The organism is Nocardia sp. CDC160, assembly GCF_035818795.1.
In the GTDB taxonomy this organism is placed as follows: domain Bacteria; phylum Actinomycetota; class Actinomycetes; order Mycobacteriales; family Mycobacteriaceae; genus Nocardia.
Map to the genome: position 1 here is coordinate 1,245,169 of NZ_JAYKYT010000004.1, position 15,715 is coordinate 1,260,883.

The following is a 15,715-nucleotide window of genomic DNA, read 5'->3' on the forward strand; positions in this document are numbered from 1 at the left end:
TCAGCCGCGGCCGATGTAGGGCATCCCCGTCGCCATGATGGTCAGGAACGGCACGTTCACATCCAGCGGCAACTCGACCTGCTGGGCCACGACCCGAGCCACATGCGCGGCATCCATGGTCGGCTCGGGTCGTACGCTCCCGTCGGCCTGCAACGAGCCCGAGGCGATTCCGGCGGTGAGTTCCGTTGCGGCATTACCGATATCGATCTGCCCGGCGGCGATATTGTGCGCGCGCCCTTCCAGCGCGAGTGCTTTGGTGAGCCCGGTGATGCCGTGCTTGCTCGCCGCGTAGCCGACGGTGTGCGGTCGCGGCGTGTGCGCGGAGATGGATCCGTTGTTGATGATCCGCCCGCCCTGCGGGTCCTGGTTCTTCATGAGTCGGAAGGCCGCCTGCGCACACAGGAACGCACCCGTGAGATTGATATCGACGACCTGTTTCCACTCGTCGACGGTCACCTCGTCGATCGCCTTGGCGGGCCCGAAGATTCCGGCATTGTTGAACAACGCGTCCAGCCGCCCCCACCGCTCGGTGATATGCCCGAACAGCGCGACCACCGCCGCCGCATCGGTCACATCGGCGACGAACGCCTCCGCGGCCCCCGGCCCCGGCGCGGCGGCCACCGACTGCTCGAGTGTGGCGGCGGTCCGGCCGACGGCGACAACCTGATGCCCGGCCCCGGTCAACGCGTGGGTCACGGCCCGGCCCAACCCGGTACCCGCACCGGTCACAAGAACGATCTTGGATGTGCTCACCGGAGCCAGCCTACCGGCCTCAAAAAATCCGACCGACCAGCCCGTCGAGCTGTGGACCAGCGAGAACTTTACGAACGGCGGTGAAACGGAATACCAAGCCACACCGAATATCCGAGCATGCGGGTTCGGCGGCGTGGCCGGACGTGCTACATCAAGCGTGCACCTGTCCCGTAAACCTTTGCGGCCCAAACGGATCGATCGGCGTTCGACACGTCTACCTGCTAATCTCTGGCAAGAGCGTTCGGCGTGGAGCGAAAGTTCGCGTGGTGGGGCCCGCTTCTGCAGGGGGGAAACGTTGCTGTCGGTTGGGTTTTCGAGGGCCCCGGGGGTCCGCGGTCCGGGTCGGGTCGACCCGAATGGTACCGAAGAATCTTACAGTGCACAGGATTTGGCCGTCGCACGGGCGGCCAAGGCGACGGTCACCGGTGAGATTCTCGACGGTGTCGGGGATGTGGTGTCGTTTCGACATCTCGAGGGTCGGCGTCGGCGCGCGCTGACCGTCACGCTCTCGCTCGTCTCGGCGGGGCTCGGCGGCGGGTATGTGCTGTGGCTGGTCGACAACGGTCTCGGGGCCCAGGACAAGTACGAGCAGTTCGGGACCATCGCCATCATCATGGTGACGCTGGTGGTCACCGTCGAGGCGATTCGTTTCGCACTGGTGCTGGCCATGTCGCTGACCACCGCCCTGGCCCGCAAGCCGGTGCCCATTCGCGCCCGCGCGGGGCTGAACGTGGCGCTGCTGATCACCTTCGTGCCCCGCAGCGAGGACATCGCGGTGCTGGAGCGAACCCTGCTGGCGGCCAAGGACATTCGTCATCGCCATCCGGGTGTGTTCGATGTGTTCGTGCTCGACGAGGGCGATCCGGATCAGCCCGACAAGGTCGCCAAGCTGGTGGCCGCCGTCGATCGGCGGCACGGCAATCGGGTCCGGTATCTGACGCGCGCGGACCGGGCCGAATATCACCAGAAGAAGGGGCCCTTCGAGACCCGCACCAAGTTCGGCAATATCAATGCCGGGCTGGACATGATTCGCGCCGACGCGGATCTGCCGCGCTACGACGTGGTCATGGGCATCGACCCGGATCACAAGCCGATGGCCGAGTTCGGGGAGCGAATGCTCGGCTATTTCAACGATCCGGATGTGGCGTATGTGGCGGGCCCGCAGGCGTACGCGAACGCCGAGGAGAATGTGGTGGCCAAGCTGGCCGAGAGCCAGCAGTTCGTCTTCCACAGCCTGATCCAGACCGCGGCCAATGCCCATGGCGCGCCCATGCTGGTGGGCACCAGCTACGCCATCCGCATGAGCGTGCTGACCGACATCGGCGGCATCCAGCCGTCCATCACCGAGGACATGGCGACGAGCTTCGCCATTCTGCCGCAACGCAATCCGCTGACCCGGCGGCATTGGAAGGGCGTCTACACCCCGGATCTGCTCGCGCACGGCGAGGGACCGGCTTCGTGGGGTGACTTCTACAAGCAGCAGAACCGTTGGGCGCGTGGGGCGATCGAACACATGCTGTTCGGCCCGTTCGTGTGGCAGATGCTGCGCATGTGGCGGACTCCGGCGCGGATCGTGCACTACCTGCTGCTCATGGCCTTCTACCCGGTCATGGGGGCGGTGTGGCTGTTGGGCGCTGCGAATGTGGCCATCTTCAGCTGGTTCGGAGTCAGTGGCGCGGTGGTGTCCCCGGACAGCTGGTTCCTGTTCTACGGCTGGGCGTCGGTCAGCCAGATGACGCTCTACACCTGGGTGCGGCGGCACAATGTGAGCCCGTACGAGACGACCAATTCGTGGGGCGTCTACGGCATGTTCATGAGTGTCATCACCGCGCCGGTGTACGCCAATTCGCTGATCAAATGCCTGCTGCGGCGGCCGGTCGGATTCGATGTCACGCCAAAGGGATCCAAGAGTCGCGGCGATAGCTGGTTCACCTTTCGACTGAATCTGCTGTGGCTGGTCTTCTACGTCACCGTCGCGGTGCTCACCACCGTGCGCGGCTGGGCGGCGGCGGCCACCCTCATGTGGCCGGTGTTCGGCGCGCTCATCTCGGCCGCGCCGATGCTGGTGTGGAAGCTGAATCCGCTCTTCGTGGCCTGGAGCGCGCGCCGCAAGGCCCGTGCCACCACCGCTGTCCTGGTGGTCGAGCCCGTCGAGGAGGAGCGGGCGTGCTGAAGAAGACGCCGACCCGATTCGTCCGCTGGGTGGTCACGGCGGTGGTGGTCGGCACCCTCGCCATCGCGACCACCGCGACCGTGGCGGCGCTGTATCACCGGTTCCAGCACAATCGGCTCATCAACTCCGACACCTACAAGGCGCAGTACGGTTGGTGGGAAGTCGTCACGCTGCCGAAAGACATCGACGCCAACATCATTCACTCGGTGGTGCTGCCGACCGGAAAGGTGCTGTTGATCGCGGGCAGCGGCAACGATCACCACAATTCCGACAAGGGCGTCTACAACTCGCTGATCTTCGATCCGGAGACGCGCACCGCCAAGCGCATCGACACCCCGGTGGATCTGTTCTGTTCGGATCAGGCGTTCCTGGCCGACGGCACCGTGCTGATCGCGGGCGGGACGGGCAGCTACGAGGTGCTGCCGGAGAATCTCACCCACGCGGGCGGGTACATGACCATCCGCAACGAGGACCCGGACCACCCCGGATTCGTACCCAAGGGAACGACTTTCACGGGCAAGGACAGCGGGAAGGTGTATCGGTCCGACCGCGATATCACCGTACCGCCCGCGGTGAAGGATCCGGTCACCTACAAGGTGTCCGCGACCGACCGCAATGTGTACGTCTCGGCCGAGGCGACCGGCACCGACGGCGTGTGGGATCACAACGACCACTACCTGATCGGCGGGCTCACCTACGCCCAGCAGCAGAACCTGTACGGGTTCGCGCCGGAGATGGCGTTGAAGAAGAAGGAATATCAGGGGATCGACGCCTCGTATCTGTTCAATCCGTGGACCGAGAGCTACGAGGCGGTGGGCAGCATGAACTACGCCCGCTGGTATCCGACGCTGACCCGGCTGGCCGACGGGAAGGTGATGGTCACCTCCGGGCTGGACGGGTCGGGGCGAATCCTGGACGGGCAGACCGAAATCTACGATCCGGCCACCAAGAAATGGGTGGAGCGCGACGATCTGCGTCGCAATCTGCCGACCTATCCGGCGGTATTCCAGACCGCGACGCCGGGACGGTTGTTCTTCAGCGGGCCGAGCACCGGGTGGGGTCCGGCCGAGCAGTATCGCGATCCCGCCATCTGGAATCTGAACGACAACTCCTTCGATCTGGTGCCGGGGCTGCGGGACCCGAACATGCTCGAGACCGGGTCGTCGACGTGGCTGGGGCCGGTGCAGGATCAGCGGCTGCTCGTGGTCGGCGGTGGCGGCGTGGGTGATTCGGCGCTGTCGACCGGGCGCATCGATGTCGTGGATTTGAAGGCGGCGCAGCCGAAGTTCGAGCCCCTCGCCGTCCTGCCGCAGGGCACGCGGTATCCGAATCTGGTGCCGCTGCCCAGCGGGGACGTGTTCATCACCAACGGGGCCAATGACTATCGCGGGCGCGGGGCCAGCGACATTCTCGCCGCGTATCTGCTCGACCAGCAGGGCGGGCTGCACCCCATGGCCGATCCGACCGTGGGCCGCGACTATCACTCGACGGCGGTGCTGCTGCCGTCCGGGCAGATCATGACCGAGGGGTCCAATCCGCTGTTCGCGGACAAGAAGAACACGCTGCCGGGCAAATTCGAGCGGCGGATCGAAATCTACACGCCGCCTTACCTGTACAAGCCGGACGGCAGCACGGTGGCGCGGCCGGTGATCACCGGTGGGCCCGCCGAGATCCGGCGCGGAGAGTCGTTCGACTACCAGGTGGGCAGCAGTCTGGCCACCGAGCCGGGGGCGGCCGAGGTGAAGTCCATGCGGTTGCTCACCCCGGCGGCCATCACCCATGTCACCGACACCAATGAGCGGGTGATCGATCTACCGGTCACGCACACGGATTCCGGTCTGTCGGTGCGTGTTCCGGACAGCTCGGCCATCGCGCCCGACGGGTACTACATGTTGTTCGCGGTCAATGCCGCCGGGGTGCCCAGTGTCGCGAAGTGGGTTCACCTCGGCTGAAAAGCGTTGCTAGGACAGCTGATCGAGCAGCAGCTGTCGATCGAACTCGCCCGCGGGCTGATCGCTGGTGCCGCAGCGGCCATCGGACTGGCCGGGGGTCTTGATGAAGGCGTGCTCGACCATGGCGTCGCGGTCGAAACGGGTGCTGGGCAGGGTTCCGACCTTCTGGCCGTGTGGATTACACCAGTCGACCAGGTCGGCGGTATTCGGCGCGCCATTGACCGAACTGTCGATCATGACGTACAGCTGATGGCCGTAGGCCTGCTCGATGCGGGCGGCGTAGGAGCGGATTTCGGCTTCGGGACGCCGGTTGGCCACATTGAGCGAGATTCCGGCCACCGGCTGATTCGGGCTGATGGCACGCAGCAGGTCGGCGACCCGGCCCGGGTCGACCCACGTGCTGTTGCCGACATCCACGTACACGGCCGTCGCTGGATTGTGTTGCAGCAGTTGCCCGTAGGCGAAGCCCAGCAGCGCGAGCCGGGCCGCCCGGTCGGCGTCGTTCATCTCGGTGGCATGCGGGAGCGCGTCGGGCTCGAGGATCACAATGGCCGGATTGGCTCCGATCGTGTCACTCACCCCTTGAATCCACTGCTTGTACGCGTCCGCACCGGCCTGTCCCCCGCCGGACTCGCCGTGGAGGTCCCGGCCCGGAATCCCGTAGGCGACGAACATTGGAATCGACTCGGTGGTGTGCGCCCGTGCGAGGTCCTGCCGGATCGTCCCCACCGTCACGTCCAGGTCCCGGGCCAGCCATTCGGCGACCGGAGTCCGCAGCAGCCGTTCGAGATTCGCCCGCACGTGCGCATCGGTGACCGTCGGCAGGGTGGCCCGCAGATCGGCGTAGTACTTGTCACTGGATTCGAGGAGGTACTCGCCACTGGCGGGCGCATTGCGCGCGGGCGCGGTCACCACGGGAGTCGAGGTGCTGGGTGCCGCCGACCCCACCGGCCCACGCCCGCACCCGCCCAGCACCAGCGGTAACGCCACCGCGCACAGGGCCCCCATCCGGACGACCCGAGCCCGACCCCACCGCGATCGCCCTAGCCGCATGCCCAACAGTATGCCGGTCGCGCGGAAGAGATTCCGGACAGGGTGAGGACCGATGGGTTGAGATTCTCAAAAATTGCCTCGCATTAATGAGACTAGGTTGCGAGGTGGCGGTAGAGGGTGGCGCGTGAGACGCCGAAGCGTGCGGCGATGTCGTCGATGCTGTGGTCGCCGGAATCGCGCAGGCGGCGAGCGGAATCGATCATGTCCTCGGTCATGGCACCGGGGCGGCCGCGCCGGGTCCGGCTCGGGGTCGCGGTCGCCGGTACCGGGCGGGTGGGGATCGCGACGCGCGATGGCGGTGGCGTGTCCAGCAGTCGGCGCGCACCGTTCAGGATGGCGGCGCGCAGCTGGTCAGCGGGTTCCTCGGCGAACCAGACGACCGGGTCGCTGAGGGCGGCGTAGATCTGGGCCGCCCGAACCCGGTCGGCGAGCGCCGGATTCGGGCCGGTGATGAGATCCTGGACCGCGAGGGCGAGATCGCGCAGCCGGGCGAAGGTCGTCGCGTCCTCGGACAGGGCTTGATCGCGCATGTGGATGCGCAGCAATTGCCGGTGCGAGAGCCACACATCCAGCAGACCCTCGATCACCGCCCAGCATCTGACCTGCGAATTCTCGATCGCGCCCGCGGCCTCGAGGACCGCCTCGCTCTCCACCAGCAGCGGTTGCACGAGCGCGGCCAGGATCTCGGCCTTGCTCGGAAAGTGGTAGAGCACGGCGGTTTTCGTCAGGCCGACCCGGTCGGCTATCTCCCGCACGGACACCGCGTGCGCGCCGCGCTCGGCGAACAGCTCGAGCGAGGCGGTCAGGATGCGGGCGCGCGAATCATCGGTCACGGTTCCCCATCCTACCCCTTGACTGACCGACGGTCAGGGGTTTATCGTCAAATCACCGACCAACGGTCAGTAATTTTGAGACAGGAATCCGATAATGAAGAACGAACGAATCCTCATCTCCGGCGCGGGAATCGCGGGCATCACGGCGGCGTATTGGCTGACGCGCAATGGCTTCCGGCCCACCGTGGTGGAGCGCGCGGACGCGCTGCGCAAGGGCGGCCAGGGCGTCGACATTCGCGACACCGCGATCGAGGTCGCCGAGGGCATGGGCATCATGCCGCGGGTCCGCGCCGCAGCCACCGACGTGATCGGCATGCGTTTCGTCGACGCCGCCGGAAACCAGACCGCGGGCGTGGACATGCGGAAGGCCAGGGAGCGCAATGCCTCTCGCGAGGTGGAGATCATGCGCGGCGATCTGGTCGGCATCCTGCACGACCACACCGCCGATCGGGTCGAGTACCGGTTCGGCGACTCCATCCGCGCCCTCGAGCAGGACGCACACGGCGTCACGGTCACCTTCGAGCACGCCCCCGCCGAGCGCTTCGACCTCGTCATCGGCGCGGACGGGCTGCACTCCCAGGTCCGTCGCCTGGCCTTCGGCCCCGAGGAGGCCCTGACCCGGCACATGAACCACTACTTCGCCTTCGGCAATGCCAACCCGGATCTCGGCCCCGACCGCTGGGTCACCATCCACAACACCCCCGGCACGCTGACCGGCATCTATCGGTCCGGAAACCACCCGGATGCCAAGTCCTACTTCATGTTCCGCAGTCCTCGACTCGACATCGACCCGCGTGATCCCGCCGCCGCCCGGACCCTGCTGAGCGACCGGTTCGCCGCCAGCACCGCCTGGAACGTGCGACGCCTGCTCGACGACGCGCTCGCCGACCCGGACCTCTACTTCGACTCGCTGGCCCAGGTTCGCATGCGCGACTGGAGCACCGGCCGCATCGCCCTCATCGGCGACGCGGCGCACTGCGCCTCCCCGATCTCCGGCGCGGGCGCGGAGCTGGCGCTGGTCAGCGCGTATCGAATGGCCACCAGCCTCGCCGAGGCCGAGGGTGAGCACAGCGCCGCCTTCGCCCGCTACAACGAGGCCCACCGGCCCCTGGTCACCCGCAAGCAGAAGCTCGGCCCCAACCTCCGCCTGATGATCCCGAAGACCCGGCCCGGCATCGCATTTCGCAATACCGTCACCCGCGCCGCGGCCCTCGTCGGGTGACTATCGCCACCTCAGAAACAGGTTTCCAATTGGAAACCTGTTTCTGTATGGTCGGATTCGTGACCGAAACACCGACACCGCAAGAAGCGCTCGATATCGTCACCGCCACCACCCAGAAGGCGCGGACCGCGTACCCCCTTCCGGCGTGGCAGCCGCCGCTGGCGGGAATCATGGGAGCGGCCATCATCATTCTGTTCGGGCTGAGCGACGATCGTGGGGACGACCGGCTCTGGCTCGCCGCGATGGCACTCGGCGTGGTGTTCTTCGCAATGATGTGCTGGCTGTGGGCATTACAGCGCAAGCGCGGCATCAAGCCGCGGTACCCGGCGCAACAGCCGATCGAAGGGTGGAAGCGGGGGCTGTGGTCCGTGGTGCCGACGCTGGCCTTCATTATCGTCTCCGATCTCGGGACGGGCTGGATGCACGTGGTGATCGGCGTCCTTCTCGGCGGGTATCTGTGGATCGGGTTCGCGCGACAGCGGGCAGGCAAATGGCCGTACTGAACGAGCTGTTCGCCTCGCTGCCACGCTTGAAACTCGTTGCGTTCCTGGAGGGTTGCAGCGAAGCCGAATTCGGGACGATCACCGAGCTGTGCGAGATGAACAAGTCGACGCTGTCGAAGGCGATGACCGCGCTCGAGGACGCCGGATACCTCCGGGTGCGTAAGGGATACGTGGGACGGCGACCCAAGACGTGGCTCGGGCTGACCGACAGCGGCCGCCTGGCCTACCGCGAACACCTCGCGGCGCTCAGCGCGCTCACGCGCAGCGCCCGTGAGAATGCGGGCGAGACCGGCGCGTAATTTCTTTGGCAGACTTCACGTATGGCAGATCGCTGCCCGTTCACTACGGGAATCCACGATGTCGACGCGTTGCACGAGCAGTTGCGCACCACCGGGACGGGGGTACATCGGGCCGAGTTGCCCGACGGATCGCCGGTATGGGTGATCACGGGATACGACACCGTGCGGCGATTCCTGGCCGACCCGAATGCGTCGGCGGCCAAGGCGGACAGCACCATGGGGTATCGCGGGAACAGCCTGCCGCCCGCCTTGGATGCCAACCTGCTGAACATGGACGGCGAGGATCACCGTCGGATTCGCAAGCTGGCAGCGGAAGCCTTTGCGCCGCCGCAACATTCGGCGCAGGAGAAGGTCGTGATCGATATCGTGACCGACCTCGTCGCCCAGCTCCCGGCGACCGGCGAGATCGATCTCATGGACGGCCTGTGCGAGCCGCTGCCCGTGCGGGTAACCGGAACACTGCTCGGCCTGTCCCCCGACCAGCTCCCCGCCTTTCGCGCCGCGTCGGCTCCCCTGCTGCGCGCCGACGAGTCGCATGAGCCCGAGGCCCTGCGGAATTCGATGCGGACGCTGCTCGGCTTGATCGCCTCGGCGATCGCCGCCAAGCGGGAGCAGCCCGGTCAGGATCTGCTCTCGGCGTGGATCGCCGCCACCGACGGCGACGACCGCCTCACCGAGGACGAGCTCATGAGCCTGGCCTTCCTGACCATTATCGGCGGCTTCGAGAACACCATCGCCCTCACCTCCCTCGTCCTCGACGAACTGGTCCGCCACCACCAGCCCCAGGCCCGCGAACTCCTCGACCGCCCAGCCGAATTCGACGCCCTGATCCGCTCCCTCCTCCGCACCTGCTCCCCCATGAACTACGCCATCCGCCGCTTCCCCCGAACCGACCTCGACATCAACGGCGTCCGAATCCCTCAGGGCCACACCGTCTTCGCCTCCCTCCGCTCGGCCCACACCGACCCCACCGCCCACTCCCGCCCCCACCTCACCTTCGGCCACGGCCGCCACTACTGCCTCGGCGCCGCCCTAGCCGAAATGCAAACCACCCACGCCGTCCGCGCGGTCCTCCAGAAGTACCCCCACCTGAGCCCCCTCGCCCCCCGCGACACCTACCGCCTGCGCTCCTCCTGGGTCACCTACGCCCTCGCCGAACTCACCCTCACCACCACCCAGCCCTGACCCACATCAAGATCAGGGAGTTCTCCATGCGGTCATCCAATCGAATTTCCGCCCTGACAGCTCCCTGATCTTGGTCCGAGAGTGCGTCCTTGGCGGTCGATCCATCAACGTCACAGACCCTCGTCCGCATCGTCCGGCGGAATCTCAGGCAATCCTTCACTCTCCCGCAGTTTCTCGGCCATCGACGTCAGCAGGTCCTGAGATTCTTGGGACAGGTCGAAGGCACGACTCGACAAACGGCGGAGTCCGGAGCCCTGGAGTTGAGACAGCAGCACGAGATCGTGATCGATCTTCGCCGCATAGCTGTCGTTGAAGAAGTAGTCGGGCTTGACCTTGAAGAACCTCGCCAATGCCGCCACCGTCGCGTCCGACGGGTTGGTGCGGCGGCCCGACCTCAACTGCGAGAGATACGGTTTCGAGATCGGATGGCCCGACGCCGTCAAGGCAGCCACCACCTCCGCGTTCGTGTGCGGGTGACGCCCTGGCGGATGCACAGTTTCGAACAGTTTGTTCAGCCGCCGGGCAAAGTCTCCCGTGGACATCGGTGTGTCCGCGACGCGAACGAACCTCCGGTAGTTGATATTCGGTGGTGGTACAGGCGAATCCACAGAATCAGCCGTACTACCAGGTGTCACATCTACATCCCCGACGACTCTGAACGAGCGCCGTGGCGACAGTGAATCCACAATCTGTTCGGTAGCGGCCATGTCTTCCCGCGGAATTTCAGGAGCGGGGAGAGCAATCCCGAACAGCCCGGCCAGTACCCGCCTACTGATCGAGTATCCCTTCGTCACAGGGGGGTTCACCCCACCCAAAGAGCGCCGTGGGATACCGAATAGCCCGGTCAATACGCGCCGAACCATGGAGAGATTCGACATCAGCCCGCCTCCGTACTTGGCGGTCGCGGCTCTTGCGGCGGTTCCGGTTCCGCCGCCGACAGACCACCGGAACCCTTGGACGGGCCTGAGATCACGGCCGCCAATTGCGGGACGGACCCCAGCTGGGCCAGCACCGATGGGGCCGCGAACCCGAGCGCGACCGCAACATACGCGCCGCTGATTTGGCCGGTTGCGCCGAACAGCGCCGCTACGCTGGCTCCGAGCATGGTCCGGACCACCAGCATCCAGGCATGCACCGGCAAATCGATATAGGTCCGCACGTTCGGTGGCTTCCCCCTCACCCTCCCCGTGGGTGTCCGTCTCGCATCCCGCCATACGGCGAGCCAGCGAAGAACCGCGAGCACTTCGACACCGGCACCGCCGCACGCGCCGAGCAGGGAGAACTCCCACCAGTGCACGATGTCCCCTCCCCGGTCAGTTTGATTACAGGACACCATCATCGCGCTCGTGCAGCAACCCATTCACCGGGTGGAAGCCAAGGCCGGATCCGGTCGGATGTGGAACTGCGGACATGGCCAGCCTCGGCGGAGTGGTTGGTGATCTTGCCGTCGAGGATTCGGTACTGTCCCTCGTATGTTGTTGAGGGGGAAGGTCATCGCGTTGGCCGCCGTTCTACCGATCGCGCTCGGCTCGGTCGGTTCGGTTGCGGCCGAGCCGGTTTCGCAGTCTGCGGGGCTTCGGGTCGGGGTGACCACGCTGCATCTCGTCGACGCGGGTCGGCCGGATCCGTGGCAGCCGAGCACGCCGCGGGAGCTCGTTGTCACCATTCACTATCCGGCAGTGCACGCCGAGGGCTATCCCGTGGCGGATCGGCTGCTGCCGGGGATACCGAGCACCGTGCTGGCCGCCCGCGCCCACGTGGACGCGCCGACCGAGGCCGGTGCACTGCCGGTGCTGTTGTATTCGCCCGCGGCCAGTTTCCCGGCGCAGGCCGGTGCGACGCTGGCCGAGGATCTGGCCGACAGCGGGTACGCGGTGGTGTCGATCAGCGATACGCACGGGACGGCACCGGCCACCGTCTTTCCGGATGGGCACGTCGAGCTCTATGACCCGCGGAACGTCACCGAGCCCCTCGACGACGTGCTGCGGATCGCCTCGGCTGCCCGCGCGGGAGACATCGGTTTCGTGCTCGACAAGCTGGCGACGATGGCGCGGGGCGACACTCGCGATGCCGACGGCAAGCAGTTGCCCGCCGGTGTGGGTGCCGCGCTCGATCTGAGCAAGGTCGGCATGTACGGGCATTCGCTCGGCGGCACCATGACGGTGTTCGCCGACCAGCGAATCCAGGCAGGTGTCGATCTGGACGGCTATGCCCCACCGTCCTATCTCGCCCCGGGGCTGGTCGCCGCTCCGGAGCGTCCGATGCTGTTCCTGTTCGGCAATACGCCCGATCCGGATGTCCGTCGCACGTCGGTGGACAGCATGCTCGCGGGCCGTACCGGCTGGACCCGTGAGCTCGCCCTCTCCGGTGCCGGGCACTGGGCCTTCTCCGATTTGGTTTATCTACCAAGGCAACTCGCCGAATCGCCGATTCTGTCGGCGTACCTCGGCACGATTGCGCCGGATCGCGCGCATGCCATCATTCGAGCGTACGTGACCGCGATGTTCGATCGCTTCCTGCGTGGCAGACCGGCACCGCTGCTCGATGCGAATCCCTCGGAGTTTCCCGAGGTGACGGCCGCCTGATCTGATTGCCGGGCGGGGCATCGGTATGCCGATGGGAGGCATAGGATCGGCTATTGGCCAGTCGATGTTGGTGCTGCCTAGCGTGGGATTCGTCAACGATGCATGCGAGGAGATTCCGATGGCAAAGATCCTGTTCGTCATGACCGGCGTCGATTACTGGACGTTGGCGGACGGCAGTAAGCATCCGACCGGGTATTGGGCCGAGGAGTTCGTCGCGCCGTACGAGGCGTTCACGAAGGCCGGGCACGAGATCGTGGTGGCCACGCCGGGCGGGGTGGTGCCGACGGTGGATCGGGGCAGTCTCGCGCCGGAGGCCAATGGCGGGGCCGAGGGGGCGCAGCGGATCGCCGAGGTGTTGGACGCGGCCAGCGAGCTGACGCGTCCGGTCGACTTGGCGGGCGTGGAGCTCGGGGAGTTCGACGCCGTCTACTACCCAGGTGGGCATGGGCCGATGGAAGACCTTGCGGTGAACCCGGTTTCGGGGCGGCTGCTCACCGACGCGCTGGCTTCGGGCAAGCCACTCGGGGTGGTGTGCCATGCGCCCGCGGCCCTGCTCGCCACCGCCGACACCGACGGGAAGTCGCCGTTCGCGGGGTACCGGGTCACCGGGTTCACCAATGCGGAGGAGACCCAGGCCGGATTCGCGGACAAGGCGAAGTGGCTGTTGCAGGATCGCCTCGTCGCGCTCGGGGTGGACTTCCAGGAGGGCGCGCCGTGGGCCCCGCACATCGAGGTCGACCGGAATCTGTACACGGGACAGAATCCGGCCTCCTCGGCTCCGCTCGCGGCGGAGTTGTTGAAAGCCCTGTAAGGCCCGGCGGTTACGCCTTCCGGCCCCAGTTCGGGTCGCGGCGGCGCAACTCCCACTGGGCGATCGAGCGCTTGTGCACCTCGTCCGGCCCGTCGGCCAGACGCAGGGTGCGCAGGTGCGCGTACATGCTGGCGAGCGGAAAGTCATCGGAGACTCCCCCGCCGCCGTGCACCTGAATGGCGCGGTCGACCACCTTCAACGCCACGTTCGGGGCCGCGACCTTGATGGCGGCGATCTCGGTGCGCGCGGCCTTGTTGCCGACGGTGTCCATCAGATAGGCGGCCTTCAGGGTGAGCAGCCGGGCCATATCGATCTCGATGCGGGCCTCGGCGATCCAATCCTGGATATTGGCCCGATTGGCCACGGGCTCACCGAAAGTCACCCGCGACTGGGCGCGATCGATCATGAGATCCAGGGCGCGCTCGGCCATGCCGATGGACCGCATGCAGTGGTGGATGCGGCCCGGGCCCAGGCGGGCCTGGCTGATCATGAAGCCGTCGCCCTCACCGGCGAGCAGCGCGGTCTTGGGGACACGCACATTCTCGAAGGTCACCTCGGCGTGGCCCTCGCGGTCCTGGTAGCCGAAGACCGGCAGGCCGCGCTGCACGGTCACGCCCGGGGTGTCGATCGGCACGACCATCATCGACTGCTGGCGATGGGTGGGCGCGCTGGTATCGGTCTTGCCCATGACGATGAGCACCTTGCAGTTCTTGTGCAAGGCATTGGAGGTCCACCACTTCCGGCCATTGAGCACGTAGTCGTCGCCGTCGCGATCCATGCGCAGCTGAATATTGGTGGCGTCGGAACTGGCCACCGCGGGCTCGGTCATGGCAAAGGCAGAGCGGATCTCACCGTCGAGCAGCGGGCGCAGCCACAGCTCCTGGTGCTCGGGCGTGCCGAAGAGGGTCAGCACCTCCATGTTCCCGGTGTCGGGGGCGCTGCAATTGGTGGCCTCGGGCGCGAGATGCGCGCTGCGGCCCATGATTTCGGCCAGCGGCGCGTACTCGAGATTCGTCAGGCCCGGACCCCATTCGGCGTGCGGGTGGAACAGATTCCACAGCCCGCGCTTGCGGGCCTCGGTCTTGAGTTCCTCCATGATGGGCGGCTGGAAGTGCGGGTCGCCGGATTCGGCCATCTGCGCCTCGTACACCGCCTCGGCGGGGTAGATGTGCTCGTCCATGAAGGCCAGCAGGTCGTCCCGGTAGCGGAGGGCCCGCTCCGACGGCTCGAACATCGAAACTCCTGACGGTGGCGTGTTTTCCGACTCACTCGCGGAAAATATAGAAACGGACCGTACGCGAACTTGACGCCGGATTCAATTCTGGAGCGCGGACAGCCCCGCCTGCAGCAGCGGTTCGACGCCCGCGCCGAAGTGCTCGAAGCCGGAACCGACGGTCTGGCCGTGGGTGAAGCGGAAGTAGATGCCCTCGCTGATCACCGCCAGCTTGTAGGAGGCCAGCGCGACATAGAAGCCGATATCGGAGATATCGCGACCCGAGCGGATCGAATAGCGTTTCAGCACTTCGGATTCGGACGGATAGCCGGGCGCGAGCGCGACATCGCTGACCCCGATCATCCCCTTGTCGCTCATGCGCTGATACACCAGCAGCAGCCCGATATCGGTGAGCGGGTCACCGAGGGTGGCCATCTCCCAGTCGATCACGGCCGCGACCCGGTCGCTGTCGTCGACCAGCACATTGTCGAGGCGGTAGTCGCCGTGCACGATGCCGGTGGGCGATTGCGCAGGCAGGTGTGCGGCCAGCAGCCGGTGCAGCTCGTCGGCGGCGGGCAGGTCGCGGCTGTAGGAGGCGTCGAGCTGCTTCTTCCAGCGTCGGACCTGCCGTTCCAGGAAGCCGTCGGGGTGGCCGAAGTCCCGCAGGCCGACCGCGATCGGGTCGACGCTGTGCAGGTCGGCGAGGGTGTCGATGAGGCCCTCGGCGATGACCCGGGTCCGCTCGGCGCCCAGGGCCGCCAACTCCGTCGCGGTGCGATACGGGGTGCCGAGCACGCGTTCCATGACATAGAAAGGCGCGCCGATGATTTCGGTGTCCTCGCACAGCGCGTACGTGGCGGGCACGGGCACGCCGGTTCCGGCCAGGGCGGTGATGACGCGGTGCTCGCGGGCCATATCGTGCGCGGTGGCCAGCACGTGGCCCAGCGGCGGGCGGCGCACGATCCAGGCGGAGTCCCCGTCGCTGATCTCATAGGTGAGATTGGATTTCCCGCCCGCGATCAGACGGCCGGTCAACGGCCCGCGCACCAGGCCGGGCCGAGCCTCGGCCAGCCACACCGCGAGTCGCTCGAGGTCGAGGCCTGGTAGCTCGGTGTGATCGTCACTCATGGGTG

The 15,715-nt window shown here is 66.6% G+C and carries 15 protein-coding genes; 8 read left to right on the plus strand and 7 right to left on the minus strand.

Going from position 1 to position 15,715, the window contains the following annotated elements; genetic code table 11:
• Complete coding sequence (locus VMT40_RS27145; RefSeq protein ID WP_326361768.1) at positions 1-762, minus strand: SDR family oxidoreductase; 762 nt, start codon at positions 760-762, stop codon at positions 1-3.
• Positions 763-1,141: 379 nt separating this feature from the next.
• On the opposite strand from VMT40_RS27145, the gene VMT40_RS27150 reads away from it, so the two are divergent.
• The gene (locus tag VMT40_RS27150) at positions 1,142-2,926 is read left to right on the plus strand and encodes a glycosyltransferase family 2 protein (RefSeq protein WP_326361604.1); all 1,785 of its coding nucleotides are present in this window, start codon (positions 1,142-1,144) and stop codon (positions 2,924-2,926) included.
• A complete protein-coding gene (locus VMT40_RS27155; RefSeq protein ID WP_326361605.1) occupies positions 2,920-4,878 on the plus strand; it encodes a galactose oxidase-like domain-containing protein in 1,959 nt (652 codons plus the stop codon). The genes VMT40_RS27150 and VMT40_RS27155 overlap by 7 nt, the downstream gene beginning before the upstream one ends.
• Before the next feature lie 9 nt (positions 4,879-4,887).
• Here VMT40_RS27155 and VMT40_RS27160 read toward each other — a convergent pair whose 3' ends face one another.
• A complete protein-coding gene (locus VMT40_RS27160) occupies positions 4,888-5,931 on the minus strand; it encodes a glycoside hydrolase family 6 protein (RefSeq protein ID WP_326361606.1) in 1,044 nt (347 codons plus the stop codon).
• Positions 5,932-6,023: 92 nt separating this feature from the next.
• On the minus strand, positions 6,024-6,764 hold the full coding sequence (locus VMT40_RS27165) for a TetR family transcriptional regulator (RefSeq protein ID WP_326361607.1): 741 nt from the start codon (positions 6,762-6,764) through the stop codon (positions 6,024-6,026).
• A gap of 94 nt (positions 6,765-6,858) precedes the next feature.
• On the opposite strand from VMT40_RS27165, the gene VMT40_RS27170 reads away from it, so the two are divergent.
• Genes VMT40_RS27170 through VMT40_RS27185 form a run of 4 tightly spaced genes read left to right on the plus strand, consistent with a single transcriptional unit; the run spans position 6,859 to position 9,973 of the window.
• A complete protein-coding gene (locus VMT40_RS27170; protein ID WP_326361608.1) occupies positions 6,859-7,986 on the plus strand; it encodes an FAD-dependent monooxygenase in 1,128 nt (375 codons plus the stop codon).
• A gap of 59 nt (positions 7,987-8,045) precedes the next feature.
• The gene (locus VMT40_RS27175; RefSeq protein ID WP_326361609.1) at positions 8,046-8,489 is read left to right on the plus strand and encodes a hypothetical protein; all 444 of its coding nucleotides are present in this window, start codon (positions 8,046-8,048) and stop codon (positions 8,487-8,489) included.
• A complete protein-coding gene (locus tag VMT40_RS27180) occupies positions 8,477-8,788 on the plus strand; it encodes a transcriptional regulator (RefSeq protein WP_326361610.1) in 312 nt (103 codons plus the stop codon). Before VMT40_RS27175 ends, VMT40_RS27180 begins: the two co-directional genes overlap by 13 nt.
• Positions 8,789-8,809: 21 nt before the next feature.
• The gene (locus VMT40_RS27185; protein ID WP_326361611.1) at positions 8,810-9,973 is read left to right on the plus strand and encodes a cytochrome P450; all 1,164 of its coding nucleotides are present in this window, start codon (positions 8,810-8,812) and stop codon (positions 9,971-9,973) included.
• A 110-nt stretch (positions 9,974-10,083) separates the two neighbouring features.
• On the opposite strand, the gene VMT40_RS27190 is transcribed toward VMT40_RS27185, so the two are convergent.
• Both VMT40_RS27190 and VMT40_RS27195 read right to left on the minus strand, forming a co-directional pair.
• A complete protein-coding gene (locus VMT40_RS27190) occupies positions 10,084-10,515 on the minus strand; it encodes a helix-turn-helix domain-containing protein (protein WP_326361769.1) in 432 nt (143 codons plus the stop codon).
• A gap of 335 nt (positions 10,516-10,850) precedes the next feature.
• Positions 10,851-11,132 (minus strand): hypothetical protein, encoded by a 282-nt coding sequence (locus VMT40_RS27195; protein WP_326361612.1) that lies wholly within the window; start codon positions 11,130-11,132, stop codon positions 10,851-10,853.
• 313 nt (positions 11,133-11,445) lie between these two features.
• Between VMT40_RS27195 and VMT40_RS27200 the strand changes: the two genes are divergently transcribed.
• Positions 11,446-12,558: an alpha/beta hydrolase family protein gene (locus VMT40_RS27200; protein WP_326361613.1), complete on the plus strand. Its 1,113-nt coding sequence runs from the start codon at positions 11,446-11,448 to the stop codon at positions 12,556-12,558.
• A gap of 118 nt (positions 12,559-12,676) precedes the next feature.
• A complete protein-coding gene (locus VMT40_RS27205) occupies positions 12,677-13,369 on the plus strand; it encodes a type 1 glutamine amidotransferase domain-containing protein (RefSeq protein ID WP_326361614.1) in 693 nt (230 codons plus the stop codon).
• Between the two features lie 10 nt (positions 13,370-13,379).
• On the opposite strand, the gene VMT40_RS27210 is transcribed toward VMT40_RS27205, so the two are convergent.
• Positions 13,380-14,603 (minus strand): acyl-CoA dehydrogenase family protein, encoded by a 1,224-nt coding sequence (locus tag VMT40_RS27210; protein ID WP_326361615.1) that lies wholly within the window; start codon positions 14,601-14,603, stop codon positions 13,380-13,382.
• Between the two features lie 81 nt (positions 14,604-14,684).
• Entirely contained in the window at positions 14,685-15,710 is a 1,026-nt protein-coding gene (locus tag VMT40_RS27215; protein ID WP_326361616.1) for a phosphotransferase family protein, read from the minus strand.
• Positions 15,711-15,715 lie beyond the last annotated feature (5 nt).

Bases quoted from the DNA above. Each gene is read 5' to 3' on its own strand.
- VMT40_RS27160 (WP_326361606.1), bottom strand. From the start codon at position 5,931: ATGCGGCTAGGGCGATCGCGGTGGGGTCGGGCTCGGGTCGTCCGGATG.
- VMT40_RS27170 (WP_326361608.1), top strand. From the start codon at position 6,859: ATGAAGAACGAACGAATCCTCATCTCCGGCGCGGGAATCGCGGGCATC.
- VMT40_RS27180 (WP_326361610.1), top strand. From the start codon at position 8,477: ATGGCCGTACTGAACGAGCTGTTCGCCTCGCTGCCACGCTTGAAACTC.
- VMT40_RS27185 (WP_326361611.1), top strand. From the start codon at position 8,810: ATGGCAGATCGCTGCCCGTTCACTACGGGAATCCACGATGTCGACGCG.
- VMT40_RS27190 (WP_326361769.1), bottom strand. From the start codon at position 10,515: ATGTCCACGGGAGACTTTGCCCGGCGGCTGAACAAACTGTTCGAAACT.
- VMT40_RS27200 (WP_326361613.1), top strand. From the start codon at position 11,446: ATGTTGTTGAGGGGGAAGGTCATCGCGTTGGCCGCCGTTCTACCGATC.
- VMT40_RS27205 (WP_326361614.1), top strand. From the start codon at position 12,677: ATGGCAAAGATCCTGTTCGTCATGACCGGCGTCGATTACTGGACGTTG.
- VMT40_RS27210 (WP_326361615.1), bottom strand. From the start codon at position 14,603: ATGTTCGAGCCGTCGGAGCGGGCCCTCCGCTACCGGGACGACCTGCTG.
- VMT40_RS27215 (WP_326361616.1), bottom strand. From the start codon at position 15,710: ATGAGTGACGATCACACCGAGCTACCAGGCCTCGACCTCGAGCGACTC.